This window comes from Pseudolabrys sp. (assembly GCF_050250095.1).
Taxonomy (GTDB): Bacteria; Pseudomonadota; Alphaproteobacteria; order Rhizobiales; family Xanthobacteraceae; genus Pseudolabrys.
In genome coordinates this window covers 883,926-900,341 of the sequence record NZ_JBFWPH010000001.1, presented here as the reverse complement: position 1 = coordinate 900,341, position 16,416 = coordinate 883,926, and the positions used below count along the sequence as shown (strand labels likewise).

General features: G+C 64.9%; 14 protein-coding genes. 8 read left to right on the top strand and 6 right to left on the bottom strand.

Features of this window, described 5'->3' with window-relative positions; translation table 11 throughout:
• The first annotated feature begins 18 nt into the window (after nt 1-18).
• Entirely contained in the window at nt 19-633 is a 615-nt protein-coding gene (rplI, locus tag AB7F10_RS04470) for a 50S ribosomal protein L9 (protein ID WP_428557479.1), read from the top strand.
• Nucleotides 634-681: 48 nt separating this feature from the next.
• On the opposite strand, the gene AB7F10_RS04465 is transcribed toward rplI, so the two are convergent.
• Nucleotides 682-1,347: a hypothetical protein gene (locus AB7F10_RS04465; protein ID WP_428557480.1), complete on the bottom strand. Its 666-nt coding sequence runs from the start codon at nt 1,345-1,347 to the stop codon at nt 682-684.
• A 272-nt stretch (nt 1,348-1,619) separates the two neighbouring features.
• On the opposite strand from AB7F10_RS04465, the gene AB7F10_RS04460 reads away from it, so the two are divergent.
• Both AB7F10_RS04460 and AB7F10_RS04455 read left to right on the top strand, forming a co-directional pair.
• On the top strand, nt 1,620-2,870 hold the full coding sequence (locus tag AB7F10_RS04460; RefSeq protein WP_428557481.1) for a class I SAM-dependent methyltransferase: 1,251 nt from the start codon (nt 1,620-1,622) through the stop codon (nt 2,868-2,870).
• A 186-nt stretch (nt 2,871-3,056) separates the two neighbouring features.
• Nucleotides 3,057-4,556 (top strand): replicative DNA helicase, encoded by a 1,500-nt coding sequence (locus AB7F10_RS04455; RefSeq protein ID WP_428557482.1) that lies wholly within the window; start codon nt 3,057-3,059, stop codon nt 4,554-4,556.
• Nucleotides 4,557-4,590: 34 nt separating this feature from the next.
• Here the strand turns inward: AB7F10_RS04455 and AB7F10_RS04450 are convergent, their stop codons facing one another.
• From AB7F10_RS04450 to AB7F10_RS04440, 3 genes are all read right to left on the bottom strand, one after another.
• Nucleotides 4,591-4,944 carry a helix-turn-helix domain-containing protein gene (locus AB7F10_RS04450; protein ID WP_428557483.1) on the bottom strand — a complete coding sequence of 118 codons (354 nt, stop codon included), beginning with the start codon at nt 4,942-4,944 and terminating at the stop codon, nt 4,591-4,593.
• A gap of 97 nt (nt 4,945-5,041) precedes the next feature.
• Nucleotides 5,042-6,469 carry a porin gene (locus AB7F10_RS04445; RefSeq protein ID WP_428557484.1) on the bottom strand — a complete coding sequence of 476 codons (1,428 nt, stop codon included), beginning with the start codon at nt 6,467-6,469 and terminating at the stop codon, nt 5,042-5,044.
• 357 nt (nt 6,470-6,826) lie between these two features.
• Complete coding sequence (locus AB7F10_RS04440) at nt 6,827-8,026, bottom strand: tyrosine-type recombinase/integrase (RefSeq protein WP_428557485.1); 1,200 nt, start codon at nt 8,024-8,026, stop codon at nt 6,827-6,829.
• 638 nt (nt 8,027-8,664) lie between these two features.
• Here AB7F10_RS04440 and alr point away from each other — a divergent pair.
• The 5 genes from alr (at nt 8,665) to AB7F10_RS04415 (ending at nt 14,355) form a co-directional block, all read left to right on the top strand.
• A complete protein-coding gene (gene alr / locus AB7F10_RS04435; protein WP_428557486.1) occupies nt 8,665-9,867 on the top strand; it encodes an alanine racemase in 1,203 nt (400 codons plus the stop codon).
• Nucleotides 9,868-9,870: 3 nt separating this feature from the next.
• Nucleotides 9,871-11,265: a DNA repair protein RadA gene (gene radA, locus AB7F10_RS04430; RefSeq protein WP_428557487.1), complete on the top strand. Its 1,395-nt coding sequence runs from the start codon at nt 9,871-9,873 to the stop codon at nt 11,263-11,265.
• Between the two features lie 218 nt (nt 11,266-11,483).
• Entirely contained in the window at nt 11,484-12,089 is a 606-nt protein-coding gene (locus AB7F10_RS04425) for a CvpA family protein (protein WP_428557488.1), read from the top strand.
• A gap of 17 nt (nt 12,090-12,106) precedes the next feature.
• A complete protein-coding gene (gene purF / locus AB7F10_RS04420; RefSeq protein WP_428557489.1) occupies nt 12,107-13,588 on the top strand; it encodes an amidophosphoribosyltransferase in 1,482 nt (493 codons plus the stop codon).
• A 26-nt stretch (nt 13,589-13,614) separates the two neighbouring features.
• Nucleotides 13,615-14,355 carry an SDR family NAD(P)-dependent oxidoreductase gene (locus tag AB7F10_RS04415; RefSeq protein ID WP_428557490.1) on the top strand — a complete coding sequence of 247 codons (741 nt, stop codon included), beginning with the start codon at nt 13,615-13,617 and terminating at the stop codon, nt 14,353-14,355.
• Nucleotides 14,356-14,361: 6 nt separating this feature from the next.
• Here AB7F10_RS04415 and der read toward each other — a convergent pair whose 3' ends face one another.
• Together der and AB7F10_RS04405 are read right to left on the bottom strand one after the other, a co-directional pair.
• Nucleotides 14,362-15,735: a ribosome biogenesis GTPase Der gene (gene der, locus AB7F10_RS04410; RefSeq protein ID WP_428557491.1), complete on the bottom strand. Its 1,374-nt coding sequence runs from the start codon at nt 15,733-15,735 to the stop codon at nt 14,362-14,364.
• Between the two features lie 128 nt (nt 15,736-15,863).
• The gene (locus AB7F10_RS04405) at nt 15,864-16,406 is read right to left on the bottom strand and encodes a hypothetical protein (protein ID WP_428557492.1); all 543 of its coding nucleotides are present in this window, start codon (nt 16,404-16,406) and stop codon (nt 15,864-15,866) included.
• Nucleotides 16,407-16,416 lie beyond the last annotated feature (10 nt).

Sequence of the window (16,416 nt, the reverse complement as noted above, 5' to 3'; positions counted from 1 at the left end):
CAATCACGGAGAAAGATCATGGAAGTCATCCTGCTGGAACGCATCGGCCGCCTCGGCCAGATCGGCGACGTCGTCAAGGTTCGCGACGGTTATGCTCGCAACTTCCTGCTGCCGCAGGGCAAGGCGCTGCGCGCGACCAAGGACAACAAGAGCAAGTTCGAGTCGATGCGCGCCGAACTGGAGGCGCGTAACCTCGCCGCCAAGGGCGACGCCGACAAGCTGGTGCCGAAGCTCGACGGCAAGTCTCTCGCGGTGCTGCGTCAGGCCTCCGAATCCGGCCAGCTCTACGGCTCGGTGTCGCCGCGCGACGTCGTTGCAGCGCTCGCCGCCGACGGCGTGACCGTCAACCGCTCGCAGGTCGTGATGAATGCGCCGATCAAGGCGATCGGCCAGTACAAAATTCCGATCGCGCTGCACCCGGAAGTCGAGATCACAGTGACGGTCAATGTCGCGCGCAGCGCCGATGAGGCCGAACGCCTCGCCCGCGGCGAAGACATCACGCTTCAGCGCGACGAGACCGATGAGGAAGCGGCCGCCGCCGAAGCCGAGAAGGCCGCGGAAGCGATGTTCGAGGACGGCGCCGGCGAACGCGCCAAGGATGACGACTCGGCGGACAACGCCGAGAAGGCCTGAGCGTCATGACTGGCGGCGACGCGGCGGGACAACCGCCGCGTTGCTCCCCTATTCCTTCTTGTCGGATTTTGCGTCCGCCGGCTTGTCGGCGGACGTTTTTGCCGGCTCGGCCTTGTCGCCGCCGGACGGACCACCGGCCGATTTGGCATTGGCGCCGTGCCCCGCGTCCGGCTTCGTTTCGGCGCGCTCGGCGGGCTTCTCGGTCGGTTTGGTTTCCGCCGGCTGCGTGGCGGCAGGCTTCTCATCCTTGGGCGCAGCGCCGGCCGGCTTTTCAGCCGCTTTGGGCTCGTCCGCTTTCTTGTCGCTCGCAGGCTTTTCGCTGGCGGTTGTGTCGCCTGCCGGCTTGGCCGACTTGGATTCGTCCGCTTTTTTCTTGTCCTCGTCCGTCTTGTGCTTCGCCCGCGCTCGCCGGGTCGGCGCCGGTTTGCCGGCCGGCGCGGCCGCGTCCATCTGCTTGAGATAGGCAGCGAGGATCGCCGCGGTTTCGCGGCTCGCGGTGTAGTGCTCGCGCAGGAAGCCCGAGAGGCCGAACAGTCCGCCGGACTTCGCCAAACCTTGCGGCGACTTGTGGCAGATCGCGCAATCGGAATTGAAGAGCTGGGCGGCCGATTTGCCCGCGTCGAGGTTTTCCTGGGCAAGCGCCGGCGCGGTACCCGCCGCCAGCGCAAAACATGCCCAAAAGACGGCCTTCCGGAAACCGACAACCATCGTCATAGACCCTTGTCCCGAGCCCGGCTCGCCCCAGTCACCGGCCCGCACGCTGCTTGCGGTGTGATAACGCAATTCGCCGCTTTTGCACCCCACTGATCGCACAATTCCGGCATATATTTGAAGCATTGTCCGACCGCGCCGGCAGCATTGCTCTCCCGGCATTGCTCGGCCGTCGGGTTTTTGATTAAATTTCGACGTCCGAACAATGGATTGCGCCGGACTTGGTGCCGGCGTTTCCCGGACGGATTGGAAACGTTGCGTACAGGAGGCGGCCGATGGATCGGTTGCTTCAGGTTCTTTTCAAAGCTTTTATCCGCCGAGGGAATTTCCAGCTCACCACCTCGCGCGGCACGACCTTCACGTTCGGCGACGGCACCGGCACGCCGGTGGCGGTACGATTCACCTCCCGGTCGGCCGAGTGGGCGCTGCTACGCGATCCCGAACTCAAACTCGGCGAAATCTATATGGACGGCGGACTCGTCGTCGAACGCGGCTCCATCGCCGAAGTCCTCGAAATTGCACTCGGACAGGAAAGCGAGGCTCCGCAATGGGGGCGGCTGCAGTTCCTGCTGCGTTTCTTCAAGCGCCGCCTCCAGCAATTCAACTGGCGCAACCGCTCGCGCCGTAACGTCGCGCATCATTACGATCTCGACGGCCGCCTCTATTCGCTGTTCCTCGACGCCGACCGCCAATACAGCTGCGCCTATTTCGAGAGCCTCGACGAGACGCTGGACGACGCACAGCTTGCGAAGAAGCGGCACCTCGCCGCCAAGCTGCTGGTCGCAAAGGACCACAAAATCCTCGATATCGGCTGCGGCTGGGGCGGTCTCGGCCTCTATCTGGCGGAAATGACCGCTGCCAGCGTCACCGGCGTCACGCTGTCTCAGGAGCAATTCGCTATCGCCAACCACCGCGCTGCCGAAAAGCACCTGTCGGAACGCGCCGTCTTCAAACTCGAGGATTACCGCGACGTTCAGGGGCCGTTCGACCGCATTGTCTCGGTGGGGATGTTCGAGCATGTCGGCGTCGGCCACTATGACACTTTCTTCCGCAAATGCGCCGAACTGCTCGACGACAAGGGCGTGATGGTGCTGCACTCGATCGGCCGTTCGGAAGGGCCCGGCATCACCAACCCCTGGATTGCCAAATACATTTTCCCCGGCGGCTATATCCCCGCCCTGTCGGAGGTTTTGCCAGCCATCGAGCGCGCCGGCCTCCTCGTCACCGATATCGAAATCCTGCGCCTGCACTACGCCGAAACGCTCAGGCACTGGCGGCATCGGTTCATTGCGCACCGCGAAGAGGCGGAAAAGCTCTACGATGAGCGTTTCGTGCGAATGTGGGAGTTCTATCTGGCGGCGTCCGAAATGGCGTTCCGCAAGCAGAACATGATGAATTTTCAGATCCAGATGACCAAGCGCCAGGACGTCGTGCCGATGACGCGCGACTACATCCAGCGCAATGAGAGCCGGCTGCGCGCCATCGAAGGCCGCACGCCGCCGCTGCTGCGTCTCGCCGGCGAATAATCGGGACCGCCGCTAACCGCGGCAAAGCGTCAAGCAAAAGCGTATCGCCCGCTCGCCATTTCCAGGGCGGTGCGTAACGACGGTGGGTAATGGGCATAAGCGGCCTGCGGCCGTTGCCCGCCGTCGCAGGCTCACGCTTATTGCGCCACTCTTTCGACGGAAAAATTCAGGCTAAATCCAGCCACCATGTCACCCGCTGATTCGGCACTCCGCAAAACGATCGACGAGCCCACGCCGGCATTCCGGTCCGCCCCGCACAATATCGAGGCGGAACAGGCCCTGCTCGGCGCCGTTCTCGTCAACAACGAGGCGTTCTACCGGGTTTCCGATTTCCTGGAGCCGGAGCATTTCTTTGAGCCGATCCATCAGAAGATCTACCAGATCGCACGCGACCTGATCCGCGCCGGCAAGATCGCGACCCCGGTGACGCTGAAGACCTTCCTCGACGGCGGCATCGACATCGGAGGACTGACGGTCAGCCAATACCTCGCCCGGCTTGCCGCCGAAGCGACCACCATCATCAACGCCGAGGACTACGGGCGTACCATTTACGACCTCGCGCTGCGCCGCGCGCTGATCATCGTCGGCGAGGACATGGTCAACACCGCCTATGAGGCGGCGGTCGACGCGTCCCCCCGCCAGCAGATCGAGGAAGCCGAGCGCAAGCTCTACGACCTCGCGGAATCCGGCCGCTACGACGGCGGCTTCCAGCGCTTCTCCAACGCCCTCACGACAGCCGTCGACATGGCCGCCAAGGCCTATCAGCGCGACGGCAAGCTGTCCGGCATCGCCACCGGCCTCGACGACCTCGACCGCATGATGGGCGGCCTCCAGCCGTCCGACCTGATCATCCTCGCCGGCCGGCCCGGCATGGGCAAATCGGCGCTCGCCAGCAATATCGGCTACAGCATCGCGCGGAGCTGGCGCGGCGAGGTCCGCCCCGACGGCCACACGGTCACGACCAACGGCGGCATCGTCGCCTTCTTCTCGCTCGAAATGTCGGCCGAGCAGCTCGCAACCCGCATCATCGCCGAACAGACTGCAATCCCGTCGAGCCAGATCAGGCGCGGCGCCATCAGCGAGGCCGACTTCGAGAAGATCAAGGACTACTCGATCGAGATGCAGAACCTGCCGTTTTACGTCGACGAGACCGGCGGCCTCTCGATCGCGCAGCTTGCCGCCCGCGCCCGCCGCCTCAAGCGCCAGCGCGGCCTCGATCTGCTCATCATCGACTACCTGCAGCTTCTCCAGGGCTCGACGCGCCGCTCGAGCGAGAACCGGGTGCAGGAAATCACCGAGATCACCACGCGGCTGAAGGCGCTGGCCAAGGAGTTGAACGTCCCAGTGCTCGCGCTGTCGCAGTTATCGCGTCAGGTCGAAAGCCGCGAGGACAAGCGCCCGCAACTGGCGGACCTCCGCGAGTCCGGCTCAATCGAGCAGGACGCCGACGTCGTGCTGTTCGTGTTCCGCGAGGAATATTACCACCAGATGCGCAAGCCGCTGGAATCCAACCGCGAGAAGTTCGCGGAATGGCTGGCGGAAGCGGACAAGGTGCACGGCAAGGCCGAGGTCATCATCGGCAAGCAGCGCCACGGCCCGACCGGCACCGTCGAGATGCAGTTCGACGCAGCGGTGACGCGCTTCGCCACGCTGGCGCGAGCCGACCACATGCCCGATCGCCTCTAGGGGCCGGACAAACGCGCCGCAAAATTCAGGTTGGTTAGTGTTCGCCGCTGCGTTCAGCCGCGCCGGCGGCTTCGGCATGGGTCGTCACGGCAACAGCCACGACCGACATCGTCACGCCGCCGGTGGCGTCGTGCTCGAACGACACGCCGGCGCTGCGCAATAGATTTTCAATGGCAAGCACGGTGACGCGGCGCGGCTCGCAATGGCCCTGTTCGATCCGATGGACCGAACGCTGGGTCATGCCGAGCTGCCTTGCGAGGTCGTGCTGGCTCCAGTTGAGAGCGGCGCGGGCCATGCGAACGCAAGTGGCGAAGGCCGCCGGATCCTGACGATCCGCGATCAGCGAAGGGCTGACGGCGACGTTGCGGACGGTTTCGTACAGGGACATCGTAAAACTCACCGGTCGCTGACGAACAGGCCGGCTTGCGCCGGGAAGAGTCCCCCGGCGGTTTCCCGCCGGGGGTTTAGTTCAGACCGCTATCCGATCAGGGATAGAAGTTGCGGGTCGCGCGGAAGCGGATCGCAACCTGGTCCTGGTCGGCAACCGTGTAGGTGGCAGCCGGCTTGGTGCCATTGCCCGCCAAGGCGATCGTGCCAGTCGGAGTGGATGCCGAGTTCAGCTCGGCGTAGAGCACCTCGAGACCGATCGACAGGTTCTTGGTGGCCGCCCATTCGGTGCGGAGGCCGAGACCCCACGCGCTCCAGTCCATGTCACAGCCCGCGGTCGCAGCAGCACCGGTACCCGAACCAGTGCCGAGACCCAAGCCCGAGCACAGCATCGCATTCGCGGAGTTGTTGTAGTTAACCTCGCGATACGACCCCCACAGCGTGGACTTCAAAGCCGGAGTCCAGAAGTGGGTGTAGGCTGCGTTGAGCGCCCAGGTCGAGGTCAGTTCGACGTTCGAACCGTTCGCACCGGCCAGCGTGCCGCCATAGACCGCATCCGTCTCGAAGCCCCAGCCGAAGGTGGTGCCATCGTACTTCGACATATCGAAGGTCGCAGCGGTGCTGTTCGAGTAACGCGACGCACCCTTGGTGTAGTCGACTTCCACCTGCAGGAAGTCACCCGCACCGAGCATCGGGGCGTTGAGCTTCAGGCCAGCAGCAACCGCGAAGCCGAGCTTGCTGTCGGGACCGCCAGAGGCTTCACCGCCTGCCGAAGGACCATAGTAAGTCGCGTTGACCTGATGCAGAGCACCCATGACCTGAGCCGAACCCCAGGCCTGGTCGACACGCAGGTTGGCGACGATGTCGGGCATGTCATGCCCGCCGTAGCCGCCACCCACGGTGTTCGAAGGCTGGATCACGCCTGTGACCGACACGGTGTTGGCGCCAGTCGGGCCAACGCCAGTGACCGCGCCGACGTTACCGGCGTTGAGAAGCGAACCGGCGTCTGCGCGAATGATCTTCGTCCGACGAGCGACTTCAGCCGACAGCGAGGCCGACATACCGTTGCCGAACTGCGCGGTGTAGCCGAACACGTCCCAGCCACCGTCGCCGGTGTCGGACGAGGCGGTCACGAAGCCGTACTGGTTGCCGCCGATCGAGTAGAAGTCGAAGAACGACGTGGCATGACCGACCGTGAAGCCGGCCCACTGGATGAACCAGCGGTTGGCGTAGTTGGCAACGATGTCATTCGCACCGTTGTTGTTGTTGCTGACGCCGAGCGCGGCATAGCTGCGCAGGGTGCCGTAAGCGGTCTGCTCACGGGCGTCGAACGTGATCGTGCCCTTCACGCGCCACGGCATTTCATTGGTCGAGCGGTTGTTCGTGTTGTTGTTGAAGAACTCGGTCGTGAAGCTGCCGTTGTAGCCCCAGCCGGTTTCGAAGCGAACCCAGCCGCCGACCTTCAGGCAGGTATCCGTGCCCGGGATGTAATAAAAACCCGCGCCGTACAGGCTGCAAATCTTCACGTACTGTCATGCCCTGCCCCACGGCAGCCGCAAAACGCGCTCAAATCGTTCGCTTCACCTCGCCTTGTCGCTCGTCATCGGGCGATTCATTGCCGCCTCGCAACACGAGGCGATAGGCAAGCGATGGGTCGGCGGTCGCGACGAACTGCACGAACGAGCGCGCTAATCTGCGTAACGACAGCGCCGCCTTGCGAATTCATTATCGGGATAGCAAAGGTCGCCGGCGATCGGCGCGCAAACAGGAAATGCGCGCACGCATGCGCACGCGGCACCTCAGCAGATTCGATTGTGCATGAGAAATCGCCGGCCGAAACTTATTTTCGGCCGGACAACAGATCTAAAGACGAACGCAGAGGCCTAGCGCGGCATCGCCTGCGGCGTCTCCTCTTGCGCGACGCTCGCAAACGATGGCGCGACGATTTTGTCGACCACGACGGTCGCCTGCGTCAGCGTATCGCTCGCCAGATGCGCGTAACGTTGCGTCGTTCGCGCATTGGCGTGACCGAGCAGCGCCTGCACGATGTAGAGCGACACCCCGCCATTGACGAGGAAGCTTGCAAAGGAATGCCGCAGGTCGTGCAGACGCACGTCCTCGAGCCCTGCCCTTTGCCGGATCCGATCCCACGGAAACCACAGCGACGGCGACGGCCGCCCCGTCACCGGCGACGGGAAGATGTAGTCGTTGTCGTCAGGGCGCGGCAGCGACCGCAGCAGCGAGATCGCCGCTTCGCTGAGCGAAATCCAGCGGGGCTTGCCCGACTTCGACAAAGGAACGTGCAGCTTGCGCTCGTCCCACAACACATGCTCCCAGCGCGCATGCGTGATTTCGTTGCGGCGGCCGCCGGTCAACAACAGCAACAGGATGGCGTTGGCCGCGGTCGTGTTCTCGTCGGTCGAGATCGCGGACACCAGGCGCTGTGTTTCTTCCCTCGTCAGAAAGCGGTTGCGCTGGACCTCCGAGCCCATTTCGACGCCGGCGGTCGGATTGCTGAGAACGCCCGGCACTTTCCACTTGATCGCGAGGTTGAAGAGATAACGCAGAATAACGACCACACGGTTCGACGTGCCGCCCGCATATCCTTTGTTGCGCATCTGCCCGACCAGCGCGACGACGCGGTCGGTTCCGATTTCATCGAGGCGGAGCTTGCCGAGACCGGGCAATGCATGAATGCGCAGGATTGTCTCGTCGGTCTTCCAGCTTCGCTTGTAGGTCGCGACGAACGGCAGATAGCTGTCGCGCACGAAAACCTCGAGCGTCGGGATCGCACGCAACTCCTGGCGGCGGTCCTGCGGATTGTCACCGAGCAAGGCTTGCGCGAAGACAGAACGCGCCTTCCGCCGCGCCTGTTCCACCGTCAGCATGTCGGCGCGGCCGATCTTGAATTGCCGCTCGCGGCCACGCTCGTCGCGATAGCGCTGATAGAATGTGCGGCGTCCGGAATTGCGGACTTCGACAAGAAAGCCTTTTTGCTTCGAATCGAAGTAATCGATTTTCTTCTGTCCGCACGGACAGTCCGCACTGCGGAGGAATCTGGCTGTTAACTCGACGACGGGCATGATGGTTCACTTTTTCTATTTGTAGATCATTAAAAGTGACGCCCGATAAGCCCATTTCTCAACGCAATCTTCAAATTTACTTCAGCGATATTTCTTTGCGCTGTCAATTTATAGCTTCTGCATAACTTTTTTATGCGGCGTTACATGTGCGGCCTCAAAGTCCCTTTCGATATACTTCGCACCAGCCAGATATTCTTTCCGCGCGCGACCTTCCAAAAATTTTCTTCCAAAAATCGCTGCGACAAAAGCGCCGCGCGCTGCGATCCCGATCGTTGAACGTCGGATCGATCCACATTCGTTTCGGCGCCGGCGCATCGCCACGCGCGCGGGAGAAATCCGAGCACGCGCAATTGTCGTGCGATCTCGTGTTTCATTGTCCCGGTTAGTCGAGCGATGACGCGGCAACGATGTCGTACGTCGCCGCCGCCCCGCCTCTTCAGAAAACGTAGCCGCGGCTCGCATGCCGCCTCGCCATCACGCACGCCGTGCATGCAGGGAGCGCCTGACCTGTGCGCACGCCGCGGGCTCCGACCGCCCGCCGGCGCCCTTCGTCACCCGGCGCGACGCGAAAAAGCGCTTTATTCATCGCCATTTGCCCGCGCATGGACGCTTCCGCCCAAGGCGGCTATGACCGTTGCATGTCTACGTTCGAAACCGAATCGGCGGCCGAGTTGCCCGCCGTCGAGCCCCTGCACCGGCCCGCCGAGGCTTCGCGCACCACCACCGCCGGGCCGCCGGAAGTCGAAGCCGGCGCGGTTCTGACCGTCGATCTCTCCGCCATCGAGGCGAACTGGCGCGCGCTGTCGCGGCGCACGGTGCCGTCGGAATGTTCGGCCGTCATCAAGGGCAACGCCTATGGCTGCGGTCTCGAGCAGGTCGGGCGGGCGCTTTTCCGGGCCGGCTGCAAGACGTTCTTCGTCGCCGATCTGTCGGAGGCGCGCCGGCTGCGGGCAGTCTCCTTTGATCCGGCGATCTATGTACTAAACGGGGTCATGCCGGGAACCGCCGCGGCCTTCGCCGAGATCAACGTGCGGCCGGTGATCGGCAGCCTCGCCGAACTTGCCGAGTGGGATGCCTTCGTCTCGGCCAATGCCTGGCAGGGTGGCGCGGCGTTGCAGGTCGACACCGGCATGAACCGGCTCGGCGTGACGGCGGAGGAAGCGGCCGCCATCGCACCGCGCATCCGTTCGGAAAACCACGGCATCACTTTATTGATGAGCCATCTTGCCTGCGCGCAGTTGCAGGATCATCCGTTGAACGAGCGGCAGATCAAGCTGTTCCGCGAAATCCGGATGCTTTATCGCGGCATCCCCGGCTCGCTTGCCAATTCGTCCGGCATTTTCCTCGGCCAGTCGGCCTATTGCGATCTGGTGCGTCCCGGCGCCGCGCTGTTCGGTGTCAACCCGACGCCGGGCCGCAACAATCCGATGCGCCCGGTCGTCGAATTGCGCGCCAAGGTCGCGCAAATCCGCAGCGTCCAGCGCGGCGAAACCGTCGGCTATGACGCACAATGGACGGCGCGCCGTGCGGGCCGTCTCGCCATCGTGCCGGTCGGGTATGCTGACGGCTATCTGCGCGCAGCAAGCGCCTCCGACACCGTGGCCGGCAGCGAGGCGATCGTCGCCGGCAAGCGCTGCCGCCTCGCCGGCCGCATCTCGATGGACCTCCTGGCCATCGACATCGGCGAGCTTGCCGAAAGCGATGTGCGCCGCGGCGATCTGGTGACATTGATCGGCGACGAGTACACGGTCGACGATCTCGCCGCCACGGCCGGCACCATCGGCTACGAAGTGCTGACCGGCCTGGGCCGCCGCTATCATCGCATCTATCGCGCGGAGTAGAGCGTGGCGAAGCGGGCGCAATCGTTCATCTGTCAGAATTGCGGCGCGGCCCATAACCGCTGGCAGGGCAAATGCGAGGCCTGCGGTGAATGGAATACGTTGGTCGAGGAAGACGCCACCGGTGCCGGCGCCGCCGCGCGCGGACCCGGCCGGCGTCCCGGCAAGGGGCGCGCCTTCAATCTCGAGCCGCTCGCTGGCGAAACCCATGACGCGCCGCGCCTGCCCTCCGGCATTGCCGAGTTCGACCGCGTCACCGGCGGCGGCTTCGTGCGCGGCTCAGTACTGCTGGTCGGCGGCGATCCCGGCATTGGCAAATCGACGCTGCTGATCCAGACAACCGCGGCGCTCGCTCGCGCCGGCCATCGTGTCATCTATATTTCCGGCGAAGAAGCGATCGCGCAGGTGCGGCTGCGCGCGGAGCGCCTTGGCCTCGACGACGCGCCGGTGGAACTCGCCGCCGAAACCTCGGTCGAAGACATCATCGCGACTTTGTCGGAAGGCAAGACGCCGCGGCTCGTCATCATCGACTCCATTCAGACGATGTGGACAGACACGGTCGAATCCGCGCCCGGCACGGTGACGCAGGTGCGCGGCAGCGCGCAATCGTTCATTCGCTTCGCCAAGCGCTCCGGCGCGGCGGTGATCCTCGTCGGGCACGTCACCAAGGACGGCCAGATCGCCGGCCCGCGCGTCGTCGAGCACATGGTCGACGCGGTGCTGTCGTTCGAGGGCGAAGGCGCGCACCAGTTCCGTGTGCTGCGCGCCATGAAGAACCGCTTCGGCCCGACCGACGAGATCGGCGTGTTTGAGATGACCGGCCTCGGCCTGCGCGAAGTGGCCAACCCGTCCGAGTTGTTCCTGTCGGAACGCGATCTCGGCGCGCCCGGCACCGCCGTGTTCGCCGGCATCGAGGGAACCCGTCCGGTGCTGGTCGAAATCCAGGCTCTGGTCGCGCCGACCTCGCTCGGTACCCCGCGCCGCGCGGTGGTCGGCTGGGACCAGAGCCGGCTCTCGATGGTCATCGCGGTGCTGGAGGCCCATTGCGGCGTCCGCCTGTCCGGCCACGACGTCTATCTCAATGTCGCGGGCGGCTATCGCATCCAGGAGCCGGCGGCCGATCTGGCGGCGGCAGCGGCGCTGGTTTCCTCGCTCGCCGACGCCCCCCTGCCGGCCGATGCGGTTTATTTCGGCGAGGTGTCGCTGTCGGGCGCCGTGCGGCCGGTGGCGCAGGCCGCGGCCCGCCTCAAGGAAGCGGCGAAACTCGGCTTCGCCCGCGCCGTGGTGCCGGATTCGGCCCGTACCGAATCGGCGGCCGGCCTGCGGCTGAACGACGTCGGCAGCCTCTCCACGCTGGTCGCGGAGATCGCCGCCAATGGCCGCCGGGCCAAAGCAAGCTAGAGACCCGGCCGTTGCGACGAAAAAGCCTGCCAAATCGCTGTTAGTGATACCGGAATCCGCCTCACAAGGCGGGTGACGGCGGGCGGTGGCCCGGCTATACAGCGCGAGTCCGATCACCCGATTTTGCCGCCCGGAAGCGACCATGACCCGCCGCCGCGCCGTATTTTTCATTGCCGACGGGGCCGTTTTGGCCCTCGCGCGGACCTGAGCCCGAGCCTATGCCCGTCACCCTGCTGGATATCCTGTTGCTGGTCGTGATGCTGGTGTCCGGCCTGCTGGCGATGATCCGCGGCTTCATGCGCGAGATCCTCTCGATCGCTGCCTGGGGCATCGCGGCGCTGGTGACGCTTTATTCCTACGCCAAGCTGCTGCCGACGGTGAAACAGTACATCAACAGCGACATGGCCGCTGCCGGCGTCACCGTCGTCGGCGTGTTCCTCGTCACGCTGCTCGTCGTGTCGATCATCACCGTGCGCATTTCGGACATGATTCTCGACAGTCGAATCGGCGCGCTCGACCGTTCGCTCGGGTTCCTGTTCGGCCTCGGCCGCGGCCTGATCATCGTGGTCGTCGCCTTCGTCTTTTTTGCATGGCTGGTGCCCGACCAGCGTCAACCGGAGTGGATCAAATCGGCCAAATCGAAGGTCGTCCTCCAAAATACGGGACAATGGCTGATGTCGATGTTGCCGGATGACCCCGAAAGCACCATCTTGAAACGGTTGAAGCGTCCGCGTCCTGACGACCCCGAAGCACCGAACACCGACCCGGACCGCAGGTCCAGCCTGGCGCCCGGCGGCGGCGCCAAACTGGCCAAGTTCCAATAGCAAGGCCCAACAGACCGATGACAGAACCGAGGTCTCATTCCGCGATCGAAACTGCCGCCGACCTCGACGGCGACCGGTTGCGGGAGGAATGCGGCGTATTCGGCATTTTCGGCCACCCCGATGCCGCCGCCATCACCGCGCTCGGGCTGCACGCGCTTCAGCATCGCGGTCAGGAAGCCGCCGGCATCGTCTCCTATGACGGCAAGCGGTTCCATTCCGAGCGCCGGCTAGGCCTTGTCGGCGACACCTTCTCCCGCCGCGAGGTGATCGACCGCCTGCCCGGCACCGTCGCGGTCGGCCATGTCCGCTATTCGACCACCGGCGAAACCGTGCTGCGCAACGTGCAGCCGCTGTTCGCCGAGTTGAACGCCGGCGGCTTCGCCATCGGCCACAACGGCAACCTGACCAACGGCATTTCGCTGCGCCGCGACCTCGTGCGCGACGGCGCCATGATGCAGTCGACCACCGACACCGAGGTGATCCTGCATCTCGTCGCCCGCTCGACCCGCAATCGTTTCGTCGACCGCTTCATCGACGGCCTGCGTCAGCTCGAAGGTGCTTACGCCTTTGTCGCCGTCACCAACAAGAAGTTGATCGGCGCCCGTGACCCGCTCGGCATCCGCCCGCTGGTGATCGGCAAGCTCGACGGCTGTCCGATCCTCGCCTCGGAGACCTGTGCACTCGACATTATCGGCGCGCAATATGTCCGCGACGTCGAGAACGGCGAGGTCGTGGTGTTCGACGAAGACGGCATGCATTCGCACAAACCGTTTCCGCCGATGACGGCGCGCCCCTGCATCTTCGAATACATCTACTTCGCGCGCCCCGACTCCATCGTCGGCGGCCGTCACGTCTACAACGTCCGCAAGGCCATGGGCGTCGAGCTTGCCCGCGAAGCGCCGGCCAATGTCGATGTCATCGTTCCGGTTCCGGACTCCGGCGTCCCCGCCGCGATCGGCTTCGCGCAGGCCGCCGGTGTGCCCTACGAGCTCGGCATCATCCGCAATCATTATGTCGGCCGCACCTTCATCCAGCCGACCCAGTCGATCCGCGACCAGGGCGTGCGCATGAAGCATTCGGCCAACCGCGCGGTGGTCGGCGGCAAGCGCATTGTGCTGGTCGACGACTCGATCGTGCGCGGCACCACCTCGCGCAAGATCGTGCGCATGATGCGCGACGCCGGCGCGACCGAGGTGCATTTCCGCATCGCCTCGCCGCCGATCACGCATCCGGACTATTACGGCATCGACACCCCGGAACGCGACAAGCTGTTGGCCGCCACACACGACCTCGAAGCCATGCGGCAGTTCATCGGCGCGGACTCGCTCGCCTTCCTGTCGGTCGACGGCATCTATCGCGCAATGGGCCTGCCGGGCCGCGATCCGGCCAAGCCCGCTTTCACCGACCATTGCTTCACCGGCGACTATCCGACCCCGCTGACCGACCTCGGCGCGCAGACCTCGCCGCGGCAATTGTCGCTGCTCGCCGAAGCGATCTGACCGGCGCGGCTCAGCGCCCATGTGTCATGAGTAAGCCCCTCACCGACCGCATCGCCCTCGTGACCGGCGCCTCGCGCGGCATCGGCTCGCATATCGCGCTGGAACTGGCTCGCGCCGGCGCGCATGTCGTCGCGGTCGCGCGCACCAGCGGCGCGCTCGAGGAACTCGACGACAGGATCAAGGCCGAGGGCGGCAGCGCCACACTGGTGCCACTCGATATGACGGACAGCGACGGCATCGCCCGGCTCGCGCTGGCGCTCAACGAACGTTACCAGCGCCTCGACGTGCTGGTCGGCAACGCCGGCGTGCTCGGGCCACTGTCGCCGATCGATCATGTGGAGCCAAAGAACTGGGACAACGTTTTTGCGGTCAACGTCACGGCCAACTGGCAGTTGATCCGCTGCATGGACGCGCTGCTCAAGCGCGCGCCCGCCGGGCGCGCGGTGTTCGTCACCTCGGCGTTGTCATGGCTGACGAAGCCCTATTGCGGCCCCTATGCCGCATCGAAGGCCGCGCTCAATGCGCTGGTCGCGACCTACGCCGGTGAAACGACTTCGACGAATGTGCGGGTCAATCTCCTCAATCCGGGACCGACCCATACGCGGATGTATGCGAGCGGCTGGCCGGGAGTCGATCCGGCGACGCTGGCGAAGCCGGAAGATGTCGCGAAAGCGGTCGTTCCGCTCTGCCTGCCGGACTTCACCAACACCGGCAAGATCTACGACTTCACGGCAAAGACACTGAAGGCGCTGCAACCGCCGGAATAGCGCGCGTTATTTCTTGCGACCCGCGAACGGATTCGACTTCTCGCGCAGCAGGAGCCGGATCGGCGTGCCCGGCAGATCGAAGTTTTCCCGCAGCCCGTTGACCAGATAGCGCTTGTAGCTGTCCGGCAGCGCGTCGGCCCGCGTGCAGAAGATCACGAAGGTCGGCGGCCGCGTCTTCGGCTGCGTGATGTAATTGAGCTTGAGGCGACGGCCGGACACCGCCGGCGGCGGATGCGCCGACAGCACGCCTTCGAGCCAGCGGTTGAGCGCATTGGTCGAGGTCCGCTTGTTCCACACCGTGTAGGCGTCGATCACCGCCTGCATCATGCGGTCGAGCCCTTCGCCGGTGAGGCCCGATACCGCGACGACCTGCACGCCCTTGACCTGCGAAAACTTCTTCTGCGCTTCCTCGCGCATGCGGCCGATCGCGCCGGCGCGCGTCTCGACCAGATCCCATTTGCTGCCGGCGAGCACCAGCGCCCGGCCTTCCCGCTCGACGAGGTCAGCGATGCGCTGGTCCTGTTCGTCGAACGAGCGCGCGCCGTCGATCAGAATGACCACCACGTCGGCGAAACGAATGGCGTTGAGCGCATCGGCGACCGACAGCTTCTCGAGCTTTTCCTCGATGCGCGAGCGCCGCCGCATGCCGGCCGTGTCGTAGATCTTGAACTTGCGGCCTTCCCATTCGGTATCGACCGCGATGGAGTCGCGGGTGATGCCGGCTTCCGGTCCGGTCAGCAGGCGATCCTCGCCCAGCAGACGATTGATGAGCGTCGACTTGCCGGAATTCGGCCGGCCGACAATGGCGACGCGGATCGGCCGCGCCGCGGCTTCCTGATCGTCATCCTCCTCGTTGTCGTTGTCCTCGTCCTCGAGCCGCGGCTGTTCGGGCGCAACCTCGGCCAGCGCCGAATAGAGATCGCTCATGCCCTCGCCGTGTTCGGCGGAGACCGGCACCGGCTCGCCGAGACCGAGCGAATAGGCTTCATTCCGCCCCACGTCGCCGGCTTTACCCTCGCTCTTGTTGGCAACGACGATCACCGGTTTGCCGGAGCGACGAACGACAGCGGCGAAGGCTTCGTCCGCCGGCGTAAGGCCCGCACGCGCGTCGATCAGGAACATGATGACATCGGCGGAGGCGATCGCGGCGTCGGTCTGCGCGCGCATGCGGCCGGACAGGCTTTCCGGCGCGGCCTGCTCGAGACCCGCGGTATCGACCACGGTGAATTCGAGATCGCCGAGCCGCCCTTCGCCCTCGCGCCGGTCGCGCGTCACGCCGGGCTGGTCGTCGACCAGCGCCAGCCGCTTGCCGACCAGGCGGTTGAACAGGGTCGATTTGCCGACGTTAGGCCGGCCGACAATGGCGACGGTGAAACTCATGGGTCAGATCAATAACAGATCGCGCGCCACACCGGCGGCGAAAACCGATATCGCCTTTTCGGGATGCTTGTTGTTTTGGAAGGCATGATCTTATCCGAAAACCGGTATCCACTTTTCGGGATCATGCCTTAGCGCGAGAACGTCCCGGGCGCCGGCGCGTCCGGCCAGGGCGCCGGTGCCGAATTGGAGGACGATGACGGCCACGGCGCATTGGTGCCGGAAGCCTGAGGCGGCGGCGCCGACGGCCACGGCGCCTGCGTGCCGCTTGCCGGCTGGTTGGCGGTTGACTGAGGTGCAGCCTGCTGCGGCGGCGGTGCCGGCGCACGCACGACCTTCGGCTTCGGTTTCGCCTTTGGTTTCGGCTTCGGCTTCTGTTCGGCCTGCTGCGCGGATTTCGGCTGCTCGGCCGCCGCCGGCGCCGACGCGGTCTGCTGCATCAGCGGATCGCCTTCGGCCGGGTGAGCGCCCTTGACGAGATCGGGCGGAATGCCCTGGCTCACGCCCGGCACGCCTTCCGGAAACACCGGCTTGCGCTCGCCCGGCAGCTTGGGCTTGTCGCTCAATCCGAAGACGTCGAGCTTGTCGACATCGAAACCGTCCGCGCAGGCCGACAGCCCGACGGATGCCACGAGCAGCCCCGCAACCAGCGCGATGTGACGACAGCGAGCCATCAGTTCAATC

Bases quoted from the DNA above. Each gene is read 5' to 3' on its own strand.
- der (WP_428557491.1), bottom strand. From the start codon at position 15,735: ATGAGTTTCACCGTCGCCATTGTCGGCCGGCCTAACGTCGGCAAATCG.
- purF (WP_428557489.1), top strand. From the start codon at position 12,107: ATGACAGAACCGAGGTCTCATTCCGCGATCGAAACTGCCGCCGACCTC.
- rplI (WP_428557479.1), top strand. From the start codon at position 19: ATGGAAGTCATCCTGCTGGAACGCATCGGCCGCCTCGGCCAGATCGGC.
- AB7F10_RS04465 (WP_428557480.1), bottom strand. From the start codon at position 1,347: ATGACGATGGTTGTCGGTTTCCGGAAGGCCGTCTTTTGGGCATGTTTT.
- AB7F10_RS04425 (WP_428557488.1), top strand. From the start codon at position 11,484: ATGCCCGTCACCCTGCTGGATATCCTGTTGCTGGTCGTGATGCTGGTG.
- alr (WP_428557486.1), top strand. From the start codon at position 8,665: ATGTCTACGTTCGAAACCGAATCGGCGGCCGAGTTGCCCGCCGTCGAG.
- AB7F10_RS04455 (WP_428557482.1), top strand. From the start codon at position 3,057: ATGTCACCCGCTGATTCGGCACTCCGCAAAACGATCGACGAGCCCACG.
- AB7F10_RS04450 (WP_428557483.1), bottom strand. From the start codon at position 4,944: ATGTCCCTGTACGAAACCGTCCGCAACGTCGCCGTCAGCCCTTCGCTG.
- AB7F10_RS04460 (WP_428557481.1), top strand. From the start codon at position 1,620: ATGGATCGGTTGCTTCAGGTTCTTTTCAAAGCTTTTATCCGCCGAGGG.
- AB7F10_RS04440 (WP_428557485.1), bottom strand. From the start codon at position 8,026: ATGCCCGTCGTCGAGTTAACAGCCAGATTCCTCCGCAGTGCGGACTGT.
- AB7F10_RS04405 (WP_428557492.1), bottom strand. From the start codon at position 16,406: ATGGCTCGCTGTCGTCACATCGCGCTGGTTGCGGGGCTGCTCGTGGCA.
- AB7F10_RS04415 (WP_428557490.1), top strand. From the start codon at position 13,615: ATGAGTAAGCCCCTCACCGACCGCATCGCCCTCGTGACCGGCGCCTCG.